Source organism: Agarivorans sp. (assembly GCF_050295395.1).
Lineage (GTDB): Bacteria > Pseudomonadota > Gammaproteobacteria > Enterobacterales > Celerinatantimonadaceae > Agarivorans.
In genome coordinates this window covers 1-14,430 of sequence record NZ_JBNKPP010000039.1, presented here as the reverse complement: position 1 = coordinate 14,430, position 14,430 = coordinate 1, and the positions used below count along the sequence as shown (strand labels likewise).

13 protein-coding genes, 1 tRNA gene and 1 pseudogene are annotated in these 14,430 nt (G+C 46.4%); 7 read left to right on the top strand and 8 right to left on the bottom strand.

Going from position 1 to position 14,430, the window contains the following annotated elements:
* Positions 1-1,024 (bottom strand): annotated as a pseudogene (locus ACQY6Q_RS02570) (VolA/Pla-1 family phospholipase); the annotation flags it as partial.
* Between the two features lie 148 nt (positions 1,025-1,172).
* Between ACQY6Q_RS02570 and ACQY6Q_RS02565 the strand changes: the two are divergent.
* From ACQY6Q_RS02565 to ACQY6Q_RS02545, 5 genes are read left to right on the top strand one after another with little or no spacing between them, the layout of a single operon-like run.
* Entirely contained in the window at positions 1,173-1,934 is a 762-nt protein-coding gene (locus ACQY6Q_RS02565; protein WP_427977508.1) for a YciK family oxidoreductase, read from the top strand.
* 20 nt (positions 1,935-1,954) lie between these two features.
* Positions 1,955-2,857, top strand: a complete 903-nt coding sequence (locus ACQY6Q_RS02560) for a LysR family transcriptional regulator (RefSeq protein ID WP_427977506.1) — start codon at positions 1,955-1,957, stop codon at positions 2,855-2,857.
* A gap of 8 nt (positions 2,858-2,865) precedes the next feature.
* Complete coding sequence (locus tag ACQY6Q_RS02555; protein ID WP_427977503.1) at positions 2,866-3,603, top strand: 5-oxoprolinase subunit PxpA; 738 nt, start codon at positions 2,866-2,868, stop codon at positions 3,601-3,603.
* A gap of 10 nt (positions 3,604-3,613) precedes the next feature.
* Positions 3,614-4,285 (top strand): 5-oxoprolinase subunit PxpB, encoded by a 672-nt coding sequence (gene pxpB / locus ACQY6Q_RS02550; RefSeq protein WP_427977500.1) that lies wholly within the window; start codon positions 3,614-3,616, stop codon positions 4,283-4,285.
* A complete protein-coding gene (locus ACQY6Q_RS02545; RefSeq protein WP_427977498.1) occupies positions 4,278-5,216 on the top strand; it encodes a biotin-dependent carboxyltransferase family protein in 939 nt (312 codons plus the stop codon). The genes pxpB and ACQY6Q_RS02545 overlap by 8 nt, the downstream gene beginning before the upstream one ends.
* A 4-nt stretch (positions 5,217-5,220) precedes the next feature.
* On the opposite strand, the gene ACQY6Q_RS02540 is transcribed toward ACQY6Q_RS02545, so the two are convergent.
* A complete protein-coding gene (locus ACQY6Q_RS02540) occupies positions 5,221-7,065 on the bottom strand; it encodes a glycerophosphodiester phosphodiesterase (RefSeq protein WP_427977495.1) in 1,845 nt (614 codons plus the stop codon).
* Positions 7,059-7,826, bottom strand: a complete 768-nt coding sequence (locus ACQY6Q_RS02535; RefSeq protein WP_427977492.1) for a copper homeostasis protein CutC — start codon at positions 7,824-7,826, stop codon at positions 7,059-7,061. Before ACQY6Q_RS02535 ends, ACQY6Q_RS02540 begins: the two co-directional genes overlap by 7 nt.
* A gap of 280 nt (positions 7,827-8,106) precedes the next feature.
* On the opposite strand from ACQY6Q_RS02535, the gene ACQY6Q_RS02530 reads away from it, so the two are divergent.
* The gene (locus tag ACQY6Q_RS02530; protein WP_427977490.1) at positions 8,107-9,069 is read left to right on the top strand and encodes a TAXI family TRAP transporter solute-binding subunit; all 963 of its coding nucleotides are present in this window, start codon (positions 8,107-8,109) and stop codon (positions 9,067-9,069) included.
* Between the two features lies 1 nt (position 9,070).
* Here ACQY6Q_RS02530 and ACQY6Q_RS02525 read toward each other — a convergent pair whose 3' ends face one another.
* Complete coding sequence (locus ACQY6Q_RS02525; RefSeq protein WP_427977488.1) at positions 9,071-10,513, bottom strand: cobyric acid synthase; 1,443 nt, start codon at positions 10,511-10,513, stop codon at positions 9,071-9,073.
* The gene (locus ACQY6Q_RS02520) at positions 10,514-10,930 is read right to left on the bottom strand and encodes a CBS domain-containing protein (protein WP_427977486.1); all 417 of its coding nucleotides are present in this window, start codon (positions 10,928-10,930) and stop codon (positions 10,514-10,516) included.
* Positions 10,931-11,063: 133 nt separating this feature from the next.
* On the opposite strand from ACQY6Q_RS02520, the gene ACQY6Q_RS02515 reads away from it, so the two are divergent.
* Positions 11,064-11,693, top strand: a complete 630-nt coding sequence (locus ACQY6Q_RS02515) for an MBL fold metallo-hydrolase (RefSeq protein WP_427977484.1) — start codon at positions 11,064-11,066, stop codon at positions 11,691-11,693.
* A gap of 101 nt (positions 11,694-11,794) precedes the next feature.
* Here the strand turns inward: ACQY6Q_RS02515 and ACQY6Q_RS02510 are convergent.
* From ACQY6Q_RS02510 to ACQY6Q_RS02500, 3 genes are all read right to left on the bottom strand, one after another.
* A tRNA-Leu gene (locus ACQY6Q_RS02510) sits at positions 11,795-11,881 on the bottom strand.
* Positions 11,882-12,049: 168 nt separating this feature from the next.
* Positions 12,050-13,495 (bottom strand): methyl-accepting chemotaxis protein, encoded by a 1,446-nt coding sequence (locus tag ACQY6Q_RS02505; RefSeq protein WP_427977481.1) that lies wholly within the window; start codon positions 13,493-13,495, stop codon positions 12,050-12,052.
* A 44-nt stretch (positions 13,496-13,539) separates the two neighbouring features.
* On the bottom strand, positions 13,540-14,064 hold the full coding sequence (locus ACQY6Q_RS02500) for a PAS domain-containing protein (RefSeq protein WP_427977478.1): 525 nt from the start codon (positions 14,062-14,064) through the stop codon (positions 13,540-13,542).
* Between the last annotated feature and the right edge of the window lie 366 nt (positions 14,065-14,430).

Here is a 14,430-nt window from a genome sequence, read left to right as displayed (position 1 = left end):
CACCAGTGGGATCGGGTGCATCTAAATCAGAAATATAATAAGGCACTTTTATCTCTGACAAGTGGTACTTGGCCGCGGCAAAGCTAGCTTGGCTGCTGCCAAAGGCCGCTTCAGCGACATCGGCTGCGGTATAACCGGTATCGACAAGTCCTGAGATAGGCAATAAACCTTGCAACGCCATTCCACCGTAGACTTGCTGTAGGCTAGTTAATACGCTGCCCACCGATTGAGTGGTAAATACCGCAGCATAGCTGATCTGGCCACTAATGCCCTCTGCTGCTAACAGGCCATTATTCCAGTTTGTTAAGCCTTTCAATGACTGAACTGTAGCGCTGTCTTCTGCTGTAGGTGCCGTACTCAAAAATTGATAACCACTGCCCGCTTCCACCGGACGGCCATTATCATCAAGCAATCGCTCGGTAATCGCCACCATATAAGAAGTGGCTGGAGCAAATGGCTTCAGCGGCGTGACTATCAGATTACCCGCTTGGTAACTCACGACATAATCTTCGCCATATACCAATTGCTCTTCAATACGACAAGTTTGCCCTGCCGAGAAACTGCCACCGTTTTCACTAACATCAGCGCAGTCATCAGCAAAACCTGAGGCTCTGACTTTAAATAACAACACACCTGCAGCAAAGCTTGAGCTATCAATACCGGTATCTAGTTCGGGATTAAACTCTTGCTCTTCATCGCCATAAGCGAGCGGAATAGTAAATGGAACGCTGGTTTGCCAACCATCTAAAGCGCCCAAAACCTTAGTAATATCCTGATACTCTTGGGTCGCGCCAATGGCTGCCTCAGCAGGTAAATTGATGGTACCATCCAAGCTACCACTTAACAGTAAGTTGTTTGGTGTTGAAACATCCCCAGTTAAAGGGTTAAAGCGAATTTTTACTGAGTTAGGCTGTTTGACCGTGGTATCATCACCAAAATCAAAAGGTGAGTTGCCACCACCGCAACCCGCCAAGGTAACAGAGGCAAATAAAGTGACCGCAGTAGCTATTCGGGACAAACGCATATTAGCTAATTCCTTTTAATAGTATATTTCTCAATGAGACCTTAATTACTCGTTTACATTTTTGCAACAGGTCTAACCAGATTTTGAAACACTTGTTTAAATATCAATCAAATATTTGTGCACTAACGCACATCTAAAGGATTTAATAATGACCACGGATATCTCTCCTCAACACTTTCAAGCCAGTGCCAACGAACTAGCAGGCAAAGTCATCCTTGTCACAGGCGCAGGTGACGGCATTGGTCGCCAAGCGGCCCTTAGTTTCGCCAGTTGTGGGGCAAGCATTATATTGCTCGGCAGAACAGTACACAAACTAGAAGCGGTATACGACGAGATTGAAGCACTTGGCGCTCCCCAGCCAGCCATTATTCCTCTAGATTTAACCGGTGCAACTAAACAAAACTACCTTGATATGACAGCCACCATTGAGTCCCAATTTGGTAAATTAGACGGAGCGCTACTCAATGCAGCTCACTTGGGAGTGCTGAGCCAGTTTGTGCAAATTGATGAAGAACAATGGGATAAAACCATGCAGGTTAATGTTAAATCCCAGTTTTTATTAAGTCAGGCGCTGATTCCCTTACTGCTTAAAAGCCCCAATGCCTCATTGATTTTCACCTCCTCGGGCGTAGGCAAAAAAGGCCGCGCCTACTGGGGCAGCTATGCCATATCAAAATTTGCCATCGAAGGCATGTCACAGGTAATTGCCGACGAATTTGATAAAACCGGTTTACGTTGCAACTGTATTAACCCAGGCGCCACTCGCACCTTAATGCGCGCTACCGCCTACCCTGGCGAAGATCCACAGAGCTTAAAAACTCCGCTCGACATTATGCCCAGTTATCTATATTTAATGAGTGATGCCAGTATCGGTATTACCGGCAGCAGCATTGACGCACAACCCAAGTAGTTGCCAAGGACAGCATTACAATGAGTACGCCTTTTCGAGCTAAAAGCACCTTAGAGCAATGGCGAATCTTTCAGGCCGTGGTGGATTATGGCGGCTATGCTCAAGCCGCTAGCCAACTTAATAAAAGCCAGTCATCGCTCAATCATGCTGTAAGTAAGCTACAGAATTTATTGGGCATTCAGTTGCTTGAGGTGAAGGGGCGTAAAGCTCACCTAACGCCAATGGGCGAAGTCATGCTTAGGCGCAGCAAGTTACTCAGTCAAAACATTCAGGATTTGGAAACCCTCGCCGCCAGCCTAGAACAAGGTTGGGAGCCCAAGTTAGCCGTAGCAGTAGAAATTGTGCAACCCCAAGCTCCTGTAATTAAAGCTTTAAAAGCGTTTTTACCCGACAGCCGCGGGACTCGAGTCGAAGTGATTGACACTGTAGTCAGCGGTGCCGACGATGCCATTCACGAAGGCGAATTTGATCTGGTGATTACCGCCCAGCTGCCACAAGGTGTATTGGGCGAGCCACTCAATTCCGTCACCCTAGTGCCAGTGGTTCACCGCAACCATCCCTTAGCCAAAATGCCGCAACCCGTCTCGATTGACGAGGTATTACAGCATGTGCAGTTGGTGATTAAAGATACCGGCAAAAATCCCAAACAGGACCGCGGATGGCTACGCGCAGAACAACGCTGGACTTTTAGTAGCTTTAAGCAAGTAGTAGACGTACTAAAACAAGGCTTGGGCTTTGCTTGGCTACCGATGCATATTGCCCAAAGCTATTTTGAGGAAGAAAGTTTGGTGGAATTAAACATTCAAGGCGGCGCCGCTAAATCTTTAACCACCTATTTGGTAGTGCCAAGACCAGAGCTACTGGGGCCCGCTGGACAACACTTTTCTAAGTTATTGCTACAACACTGTAAGGCCTACCGTTAAGGAGATATATGTTACTTAATTGCGATATGGGTGAAAGCTTTGGCGTATGGAAAATGGGCGTTGATGAGCTGCTGATGCCGCACATCAATTTAGCTAATATAGCCTGTGGTGGCCATGCTTCCGATCCCGATGTAATGAGCGCAACATTGCAGTTAGCCAAGCAACATCAAGTTAGCGTAGGAGCGCACCCCAGCTACGCCGATATAGCCGGATTTGGCCGTCGCTCCATCCCCTACCAGACAGAGCAGTTAAGCCGCTTAATTGTTGCCCAAGTTGGAGCCTTAGCGGCGCTGGCAGACTACCACCAAGTTAAACTCCACTACGTGAAGCCACATGGTGCCTTGTATAACGATATGCACCAAGATCTCAGGATTTTCGAAGCCGTTTGTAAGGCGGTGGCCGGCTTTAAGCGCCCGCTCAAGTTAATGGTTCATGCCAGTCAATGTGCTGAACCGCTGCTGGTTATCGCCCAGCGTCACCAACTTAAACTACTCAAAGAAGCCTTTTGTGACAGACGCTATTTGGCCAACGGTCAACTCCAAGCACGTAGCGAACCCGGCGCGGTATTGTCTGAAGAACAGCAAGTATTAGCGCAAGTGCAACAACTGCTAGACTGTGCCAGTGTCACTTGCGCAGACGGAAGCGAGTTAACATTGCAAGCCGATACACTCTGTGTACATGGCGACAACGAGGTCGCGGTGAGTACCATTCAAGCCATCAAGCAGCTCATCAGCAGCCAGCACTAGGTCACGCCCTATGTATTGCTTAGACTATGTTAACGAAGACAGCCTACTCATTAGCAGCCATAGCGCAGAGGATGCCAGCCAACTGCCGCAACTGGTCGATTATTTACGGCAAAGCTTTCCGCAACTTAGTGATCTGATCTTGGCCTCGACCAGCCTGCTTTGTGTTTGTCCGGCGGATGTAGACCCAAGCCAGCTAAGCCTGAAAGTGCAGCAATTTGTGGCCACCTCAAGCAGCGATAATACAACCAAGACTATAGACATTCCGGTGTGCTACGCCACTGAGCTCGCCCCCGACTTAAAGTATGTTGCCAATCACACCGGGCTCAGCCCAGCCGAAGTCATCGCCTTACATCAACAGGGCCACTATCAAGTAAAAACCATTGGTTTTATGCCGGGATTTGCTTATTTACAGGGTTTAAGTTCTCGCTTAGCCCTGCCACGTAAAGCTAACCCCGCCAGTCATGTGGCTGCGGGTAGCGTTGCCATAGCCGAAACCATGACGGCGGTATATCCCAGCCAAAGCCCCGGAGGCTGGCACATTATTGGCCGTAGTCCGCTCAAATTATTTAATAAACATCAGCAGCCTATGTGCCCCTTAACCGTGGGTGATAAGGTGCGTTTCGTTGAAATTGACTATCAACAATTCTTGGCTTTACAAGCGCAGGAGCAACCACATGGCTAGTTTACACATCCTGCGCAGTGGCCCGCATAGCTTAGTCATAGACAAAGGTAGAGTTGGTTTTCAGGATATTGGCGTCAGCCCCGGCGGCGCGGCCGACCAACACGCCTATAATTGGGCCAACCGTTTAGTTGGCAACCCTGCCAATAGTGCTGCGCTAGAAATTACCTTTGGCGGTGTAGAGCTGCAATTTAGTCACGCCTGTCGCATCGCGGTATGCGGGGCCAACATGCCACTAAGCCTTAGCCCAGCCAATTCGGCCAAGCAGGTTAATTTATGGCAAAGCATCGATATATCAGCAGGGCAAACATTCAAGCTTGCCGCTGCGCGCACCGGGCTACGCAGCTATTTAGCCATTCAAGGTGGCTTACGTGTGCACCAAGAATTGAACAGCTATAGCAGTTCTCCCAGACAAGGATTAGGGCCATTTAACGGCAGAGCCTTAAAAATGGGTGACCAACTGCCCTATCTTCCAGTTAGTCAATTTGCCAAACGTTTAACCCAGCAAACGCCTGTGCGTTTCGTTCCCAACTATCAACAACCACTGAAGCTAGCACTGATTCCGGGCTACCAGTTCAGTCAATTCTCCCCCCAGCAAATTGACTTACTCACCAAACAAACTTATCACATCAGTGATTTAAGTGATCGCATGGGGATCCGCCTGGAGGGTGAAGCCTTTGCTACTCCTCCAAAATCTTTGGAGTCCGAAGCCATTGCCCAAGGAGCGGTACAAGTCCCCCCCAATGGCCTGCCAATCATCTTATCGGTAGATCGGCAAACCGTGGGCGGCTATCCCAAATTGGGCTGTATTAGCCGCCTCGACCTTTTTGCGTTAAACCAGTGCCGTCCACAACAAACTGTGCAGTTTTACCTAAGCTCTCAACAACAACAACGCCAACGCTGGTTAGCCTTTGAACGCTATTTTTCTTGGTAAGGGCTTAGAATGCCAACCAATAACGCAAGCTATTCACCGCATGCTCAACTTCACTCAGCTGCTCTAAGCCTGCTAAGGTTTGAGTCACCACAATAGGTGAATCAGTCACAATGCCGTTTACCCTTAGGTAATACAAACGCTCCACCTCGACGGCACTGTTAACCGTCCAAACATGTACCTGCTGACCACGCTGCTGGGCGCGTAACAGTCGCCATGGGTTCACCCATTGTTGGTTAACTATCAACATGTCAGCCTTTTGCAACAATGCGCTTTCGCCAACACTGGCTGCGGCGATAAATGCCGTTTTAATGCGATGTTCTAGAGGTGTCGCTTTTATTTGTTGCTTTAACGCGCTGAGTAACTGGTCGTCCAAACTACTTATGATGACCGGGTATGGATAATTATTGAGTTCAGCGATAAGCGTAGGTACCAAGTCTAGTGAATCACCGTACCGTTTCAGCTCTAGGTTTAAAGTGATTTTACCGGCGCTTTTGTTTAACCACACTGGCAGGGCTTGCGGCGCGCTATAACCCGCTTTGATAAAGGCCTGTTGAATTTCAGCGAAGCTGCTTAAATGCACTACACTCTCATCGCCCACTAAACGGCGCAGATCCCGGTCATGAATCACCACGATTTGTCCATCAGCAGTCAGCTGAATATCAATTTCAGTCACTGGTAAGCCCAGATTGATGGCTTTTTGTAAACCTTCTAAGCTGTTCTCTTGGGCTAACCAGCCCCCTGCTCGATGCCCCATCACCATCACTTCCCGAGGTTCTGAGAAGCGTAAGCTAAAACCCTGAATATCTTCGTTCACTTCGCTGGCCGCTATCAGCAACATCGCTAAAAACATCAAACGCAAGCCTAGATGCAGGCGATGATTCTCACGTAATAATTGGCGATGCTCGTGATGCAGGCTTTCATGCTGCTGTTTTAAAGACAGCTTAAACAGATAAAACTGAATACTGGCGTATAGCCAAGTATCAACAAAACTAATGATCGCGCCACCGCTGATCACCGCTAAACCAAAACTAAATAACGACAAGGCCGATACACTCTGCGGCGTCCACCAATTTAGGCTCAAGCGCATCAACCAAATAATGCCAGCAATTAACAAAAACAACATCGCAGCGCGTAAGCCAAACCACACCACATTTAGCAGCAAAATCAGCTTACGTTGGCCAAAACTCAATTCGCTAGAATCTCGCAGTTGCGCAAGCAAAGGCTTCTTTTGCAACATACAAAAAGGTAAGGCAAACCACCAACTCAGCCACTTTGAACCCAGCCATAGAGCCAACGGCAAACCACCTACACAGAAGACAGCTAAGTAGAACCATAGTTGGTCACGCTGCTGTTCCAAATAGTAGTTAATATCCCAATCGGCCAGCATTAAGCCAAACAGCCAACGGCCTAAAAACAGCAAGGTACAAGCGATACTAATCAACAGGGCTGACTGCAAAAATGCGAGGCGGGCTATCAGCCAAAGACGAGTAATTAATAAGCGGATCGCCTGTGATACAGAGCGACGATTAACTTCATGCTGGGCCAGCAATAAGGTCACAACCCCTTGCTGTAAAAAGAAGTTGAACAAGGCCATTGCGACAAACCAAATGGCAAACAAGTAGCCACTGGGAGATAAGAAAAAACCCAGTAGCTGTTGATTTGCCACCCCTTGTAAACCGTGCCAAGCCATTAGCTTTTCGCTAACCATGATGGACAGCGGAGCAAATACCACTAACCAACCGGTTTGCACCAACAGATAGGCGCCAAACATAGCCACACCTCGGTTTTTAATCGAGCTTGCTAAGTAATAGGCAAAATGGCGAACCCGATGAAACAGACTGCTTAACATGCTGAGTCTCTTAGCGCTTGGCTCATCTCCAACACTTGTTGCTGACATACTTGACTGCGCTGTAGTTCGTTCTTGGCGTCACCCTTACTGGCCATGGCCAAGCTATAACGGCTATCAAATGGGCTAGTTAGCGCTTTAGCGGCGGCGCTGTGAAAATGACGAAACCCTTGTTGCTTAAGTAAACCAATATTATGTGGACGCACCCCGCCAGCGACTAACCACTCAATCTGCTGAAAGTCTTGTTGCAACTGTTGTAATAAACCCGCGCCTTGTTCCGCGCTGTTTTGCTGGCCCGAACTCAAAATTCGTTTAATACCCAGCTCGGCAAGTTGCTCAGCGCACAGATAGGGCTCTGCCACGCAATCAAAAGCACGATGAAAAGTTACCGCTAACCCCTCTGCCGAATCAATTAACCGCTGGCAGGCTGATAGATTGACTGTGGCATCATGGTTTAATACCCCTAGCACCACTCCGCTAAACCCCAGCGTTTTAATTACCTCAAGATCATTCTGCATTTGCTCCAGCTCATCAGCGTCATAACAAAAATCGCCACCTCTTGGGCGCAGCATCACCACGATATCAATGTCGGCTAAATATTTGCTCGCTTGCTTTAACGCACCATAACTGGGGCTAGTTCCCCCTTCAGTTTGACCGGCGCAGAACTCTACTCTATCAGCCCCGCCCACGATCGCAGCTTTAATATCGGCAATGCTATAACAACAAATTTCTAAACTACTGGTTTTAATGCTTGGGCTAGGCAAGAGGTACTTCCGTAGGTCATTGGATTAAAATAGAATTATAGCGAAAATACGCTGCTTAACGCAGCAACTATAGAAACAGTGGCTAATTTTATTTAAGCGGCAATGGTTGCGCGGTTATCACGCTAGGTATTTAAGCCAATTGGCCCAAGTCCAGTTCCATTCAGTACTGGAAAACGATTGCATACAAGCTCACAACTTGGTTTTCTACACAAGCGTTTTCCATCAGAACTGTGTATATTGAGGGCGTATTCTAAGGATGGAAATACTTTTAGGTGAATCAATGAAACGAATTTTCCTGTTGTTAATCTCAGCTTTACTGGCCTCGCCCAGCGCTGACATTTCGGCTAACGAGTACCTTTTTCTCGGTACTGGCAATGTTAGTGGCGTATATTACCCTACTGGTAACGCGCTATGTCGTCTATTAGAGCAAAATAACCAACACCGAAAATTAAGTTGTACAGCGGAAAGCTCCGGCGGTTCAAGCGATAACATCACCGCACTACAACACGGCGATGTCGATCTAGCTATTGTTCAATCCGATGTACATTGGCAAGCCTACAACGGCAGCGGCGAATTTGCTCAGCAAGGCCCTTATAAAAACTTGCGTTCACTATTATCTTTATACTCTGAGGCCTTAACCGTATTGGTCAATGGCGATTTAGCTATTCAGCAAATTGAACAATTAAAAGGCCACGCTATCAATCTTGGGCCAGCAGGTTCTGGCCAATATTCAACCATGCAGACCTTGATGAAACAATTTAACTGGCAAGAAACCGAGTTTTCCAAGGTCAGTCATTTAAAACCCGATGAACAAAGCCGTGCCTTATGTAGTGGTAAAACCGATGCGATTATTTATGTAGTGGGTCATCCCAATACCTCAATCACGCGGGCGACTACCATGTGCGAATCCAAGCTCGTGGGTTTATCCAAACAATCCATCGAGCAACTCAGCGAGCAATACAGCTATTTTTCTCCGGTCACCATTAAAGGCGGCACCTATCATAATAACCCCATGGACGTATTCACCATTGGCGTAAGTGCGACGCTAGTGGCCGATGTAGAGCTATCGGAACAAACAGTCTATAACTTTGTTGCCGCTATTTTTGAACACCTCGACACCCTAAGAGCGCTACATCCTGCTTTGGCCGAGTTAAATGTTCAGCAAATGATTAACACTAACTTGAGTGCGCCACTGCACCCCGGCGCACTGCGTTATTACAGAGAGCAAGGGTGGATTAACTAGATTAAGGCAGCGGGGACTGCAGCCCCGCATGCTCAGCAATTTGCTGTAGAGGTAAAGCTAATAGCGTTGTTAAGCGGTCCAGTTCTTGATTAGTTTGCTGTTGCCAGTCTTGACACTGGCCCTGCCAACCCAAACCTTCTAACCAATCTTGGCAAAACGCTTTATTAGTAAACAGATCATGTAAATAACAAGCCTGAATATTGTCTTTCTGCCAACCATTACCTTCTTCAACAAAGCTATCGATAGCCTCTAAACAACGGGTTTGACCATGATGGATCTCATAACAGCGTAATAGCTCACCTCGCCAAGTTAACTGACGTTGCTGAGTCAATTTTTCACTGACATATTCAGTAGTCAGCGCAAGCAAACCTAAACCCGCGAAGCTATGCCCTTCAACCCCCTGAGGGTCTTGGTTTTGCTCTCCAAGAATTTGTAAGCCGCCGCAAATACCAGTTATCCTCACACCAGCCTTCGCGGCGTCTACAATCCTTTGTTCTAAGCCCGATTCCGCTAAAAAGCGCCGACTGGCTTCCACGTGCTTAGTTCCGGGTAAAATAATGGCGTCAAACTGGCTTAAATCTTGCGCTTCTCGCAAGGGAACAACATTCACTCCCGCCTGATAAATTAAAGGGTCAAACTCGTCTAAATTACTGGCATAGGGATACACGATTAGGGCGATATTAGTTACATCAGCTTGCCAAGTGCTGCGGTGGAAAAAGTTATCTTCTTCAGGTAACTGATGCGCAGTCCAAGGAATAACAGCCACAATGGGTATCCCCGTTTTTTGCTCTAGCCAAATATTGGCCTCTTCGAGCAAGGCCTGCTCTCCACGGAACTTATTTAACACAAAGCCTTTTACCTTGGCCTGCTCTGCTTGGCTAAGGCACATCCAGGTTCCCAAAAGATGCGCATAAGCTCCACCACGGTCAATATCGGCGATCAAGTAAACCGAGGCATCGCTGTGCAGCGCCACCTCCATATTTACGATATCACTTTTACGCAAGTTAACTTCAGCAGGGCTTCCCGCCCCTTCTATCACCAATAAGGGAAAGCGTTGTCCTAGCCGAGCAAGGCTCTGAGTCACTGCTGGCCACAACACCGCTTTACGCTGGTGCCAGTCTTTAGCATGCAGCTCATGGCTCACCTTGCCATTAACCACCACTTGGGCACCTTTTTCACTGTGGGGTTTAAGTAATACCGGATTCATATCAGCGCAAGCTGGCTGTTTAGCGGCTATCGCCTGAAGATATTGAGCCCGCCCTATCTCCCCTCCCTCGGGGGTCACGGCGGCGTTATTACTCATATTCTGAGCTTTGAAGGGCGCGACGCTGAACCCTTGATTAGCCAAGTAACGGCACATCAAAGCGCAAACCAGTGATTTTCCAGCATCACTAGTACAGCCCATGAACATCAATGGGCCTTGAAAATTATTGGTTGAATTCATTTAACGTCTTGCATCGGCTAACAAGCTAGCAAGAATATCTCGCCAGGTAACTAAACCCAATAGTTTGTTCTGATTATCGACCACAGGCAGACAACTCACGCCCTTGTCTAACATCAAACTACCGGCATCCTCTATGCTGGTAGACGTGTGGCAAGTTAAGGGCTCTCGCGTCATAACGTGGTGCACCCGTTGGCTAAGGGTATTAATATCACGCTGGCTCTCAGCCGCCTTGCCCAAAAAAGGGCTCAATTCGGCTAATAAATCTGTTTCGGTTAGCACGCCCGCCAAGCAATCTTCGTCATCTAATACCACCAGATGGTGAAAATGCACGTTGTCAAAAATATCTTTGATATCGAATAAACGCTGGTCCAATCCCACGGTGACCACCCGAGTTTGCATAATATCCTTAATGATCAAGTGATTCTCCCTACAATAGTGATGAACTGATTATAAACCCAACTAGCGATATTAGTCGTTTAGTTATTGGTAAGTATAGAAATTTTATCTTAGTTACGTACACTAGAGTAGGTCACAAGGTAGAGATTAAATCATGGCTTATCAAATTATTCCGGTTACCCCTTTCCAGCAAAACTGTAGCTTAATCTGGTGTGAAGAGACCAAACAAGCGGCTATTGTTGACCCCGGCGGCGACCCGCAGCTTATTCAATCGGCTGTTACTAACGCCGGTGTAGAGGTCACCAAAATCTTGCTCACTCATGGGCATTTAGATCATGTAGGTGCGGCGAGTATCTTAAAAGAGCGTTATCAAGTGCCGATTCTTGGGCCACATAAAGATGATGAGTTTTGGCTAAGCAAAATGGCCATGCAATGCCAAATGTTTGGCTTTCCTGAAGTAGCCAGCTTTGCGCCAGACCAATGGTTAGAACACGAAGAGCTCATTGATTTAGGTAGTTTGCAATTAGAAGTTCGCCACTGTCCCGGCCACACCCCCGGCCACGTGGTATTCATTGACCACCAACATCAACTGGCGATTGTTGGAGATGTATTATTTAAGGGTTCGATTGGTCGTACCGACTTCCCCAAAGGGGATCACCCTACGTTGATTAATGCCATAAAAACCCAGCTATATACCTTAGACGATAGCTATCGTTTTTTACCGGGGCATGGCGCCATGTCTAGCATTGGTCATGAGAAGCAATTTAATGGCTTTACTCGTTAAAACAAATAGTGGGGCTTTATCTTAAGTCCCCCTTCGTTTCAGCAAAGCTAAGCCCTAAACGCAAAAAACCAGTAGCCTAAGCTACTGGTTTTTTTTAAATTTGGTGCCCGGGGCCGGACTTGAACCGGCACGTCCTTTCAGACGAGGGATTTTAAATCCCTTGTGTCTACCAATTTCACCACCCGGGCAAATTTCACTCCTAGGCTTTCGCTTTGGAACGACGCTTACTTTAATGAATTTGAAGATCAGATCAACTAAAAACTAGCATTTAGCGATCAACTGCCCAATAAAACAACCAGTCAGTATATTTTATCAACAAATTGGCGACGAATTATTCCATCGCCAATCTAAACAGCTTAGCTGTGCTGATGTTTTTCTGAGATCATGTTAGAAATACTTTCTATAACCTGATGACTGGCACTTTCGGCTTTTTCCAAGGTTTTCACTATCGACTCAAGAACTTGATCATCCTCTAGCCAGTTCTGTGATACTAATTTCATAGCTTCTTGAACAGAGTGATGAACAATTTTGTGGTGGGCTTCTAAATGACGATATGAAGACAAATGGCTAAACTCTGAAAATCCTTGTCCCCGATAATACCACTCACCCAAACGGCATTGGGTATGGTCTACTTCAACTGCTTTGGCTTCTTCTCCTTGACCATTATTCTCTAAGGCAATGTAACCATTCTGCATATAAATAATATGATCCAGTTTCACCAGCGAGGCAAAAGAGGCGTCTTTAGCTTGGTTTACTAGAGTGATGGTTTGATTGGAAGAATCCGCTACTTGGGCAAAATTAACATGGAAATTTTCTACCGTCTCACTCACCTGCTGAGTTTGCTGCTCAACTTCTAAGGTATGAGACACCATCTCTTGAATTTGGCTCGTTAGAGACTCAACCACACCGCTGATTTCTGCTGTAGATTTACGGGTTCGGTCTGCCAATAATCTTACTTCATCCGCTACTACAGCAAAGCCACGGCCCACATCACCGGCTCTAGCAGCTTCGATGGCGGCATTAAGCGCCAACAGGTTAGTCTGCTCGGCAATGTCGGTAATCATGCTTACAGTTTCAGAAATACGCGTACTGTCATTACCAAGTTTATTTGCCCGATTTCCCATTTGTGACATACGTGTATTCATATTATCTAAAGCCGCGTTTAAATCATGCACTAAGCTTCGACTCTGTTCGGCCCCGTCTCGGTTCTGACTAGCGATGTTAATCACATCGTCCATTTGCGCGGCCAGCGTAACCAACTCTTGCTGGTTATTTTTCAAGTTAATTAAAAGATTACTGGTATTGGTTTTATGTAAAGCACTGCGTAAACGATTTTGGCGGTCAAACACATGAGCATCGTGCATCGATTGCACCGCAACATTGATGTTTTTCATGGTTTCAGCAAACTCTCCCGGCAAGCCATCATGTAAGCCATTTCGATGAAACTGATGATCAGCGGTTCGCTGAAAGGTATTAGACAACTCTTTAAAATTCGTCTCAACAATGTCTAGCAAGTCATTCAAGGCCCAAGCAACATGCCCCACTTCCCCCATGCCTTTAGTATTAGTAATACGAACATGGATATTACCCTTAGTGGCCTCGTTAATAGCGAAGCGAATTTTATCTAAGACCCTGATAGGATGCTGATGGTCTTGGTAGGCGTACAACGCAAACAGCAGGGCCAAAACCGGTGTGATCGCGTCTACATTGTTGAACCCGTTGAGATAAATATTGTATGCCGATAAGCCAATTGTCATTCCAACAAAGACTATACACAACACAATAAACTTGTGTTTAAGCAATAAAACATTCCTACTTACTTGGCTGGTTCGCATAACGCTTCCTCTTAACGATGCTGTTTATACAAGCTCAGAACAAATTCTTCATAACTTTGTTGATGCTGATTAAAAATAGTGTCCATCAACCAGTTCCAAGAGAACTCTGAGGCTTGGCTCCTATCGACAGTTTTTTCTTGTTCAAGCATCTGAAGGTATATTTTTTCAATATTCGGAATAACTTGTTTAGGTGGAGAGCGGCGTACCGAGTAATAGCCGATAATTTTGCCGTTAACAACATCGGGCGTAACATTAGCAAAAACCCAATAGTAGTCCTTGTCATAGGTATAGTTCTTGATGAAACCAAAAAACTCTCTGCCCGACTTTAGAGTGCTCCACAGGCCATAAAACACGCCTCTGGGCATTGAAGGATGACGAATAATGTTGTGATTTTGCCCTAGCAGATCGAGTTCAGAGTAATTAGCCACACGCATAAAAGTTCGATTGGCATAGGTTAACTTTCCCTGCAAATCTGTTTTGCTAATGATTAACTCGCTTGTTTTAAATGTGATTTCCTTTTCAGCGCCAACAGACATCTCTTCCCTAGCCCCAATTTGATGATATCGACTATATAAATATATGTGTTAATCAATAACCCGCAACAATTGTAAACACTTTGTTAAAAAATTCTGAGTTAATCACGCCATACACCGTCGCTAAAAAGATGAGAAAGCCAAACTATATATAGCGCGAGGCCAACGCTGCGCAGTTCAAAGGAAGCTGCGCGAAACTGACGGGTAGAAACAGTCTTGCTGCAAATAGCAAAGACACAGAGCTTAGTAACAATGACTTGAAGAGTAAGGATTGAAAATAGATTTATTTAAAGGGGCGAATGCTTAAGCTTACAAGGAGCAGGGAATCAACAATGAGATGTAAGTATGGAGGCGGGTCCCGGAGTCGAA

What these genes read in the sequence shown, in the direction of transcription:
- ACQY6Q_RS02565 (WP_427977508.1), top strand. Translation starts at nt 1,173, where the DNA reads ATGACCACGGATATCTCTCCTCAACACTTTCAAGCCAGTGCCAACGAA.
- ACQY6Q_RS02525 (WP_427977488.1), bottom strand. Translation starts at nt 10,513, where the DNA reads ATGAATTCAACCAATAATTTTCAAGGCCCATTGATGTTCATGGGCTGT.
- ACQY6Q_RS02530 (WP_427977490.1), top strand. Translation starts at nt 8,107, where the DNA reads ATGAAACGAATTTTCCTGTTGTTAATCTCAGCTTTACTGGCCTCGCCC.
- ACQY6Q_RS02545 (WP_427977498.1), top strand. Translation starts at nt 4,278, where the DNA reads ATGGCTAGTTTACACATCCTGCGCAGTGGCCCGCATAGCTTAGTCATA.
- ACQY6Q_RS02500 (WP_427977478.1), bottom strand. Translation starts at nt 14,064, where the DNA reads ATGTCTGTTGGCGCTGAAAAGGAAATCACATTTAAAACAAGCGAGTTA.
- ACQY6Q_RS02515 (WP_427977484.1), top strand. Translation starts at nt 11,064, where the DNA reads ATGGCTTATCAAATTATTCCGGTTACCCCTTTCCAGCAAAACTGTAGC.
- ACQY6Q_RS02540 (WP_427977495.1), bottom strand. Translation starts at nt 7,065, where the DNA reads ATGTTAAGCAGTCTGTTTCATCGGGTTCGCCATTTTGCCTATTACTTA.
- pxpB (WP_427977500.1), top strand. Translation starts at nt 3,614, where the DNA reads ATGTATTGCTTAGACTATGTTAACGAAGACAGCCTACTCATTAGCAGC.
- ACQY6Q_RS02560 (WP_427977506.1), top strand. Translation starts at nt 1,955, where the DNA reads ATGAGTACGCCTTTTCGAGCTAAAAGCACCTTAGAGCAATGGCGAATC.
- ACQY6Q_RS02555 (WP_427977503.1), top strand. Translation starts at nt 2,866, where the DNA reads ATGTTACTTAATTGCGATATGGGTGAAAGCTTTGGCGTATGGAAAATG.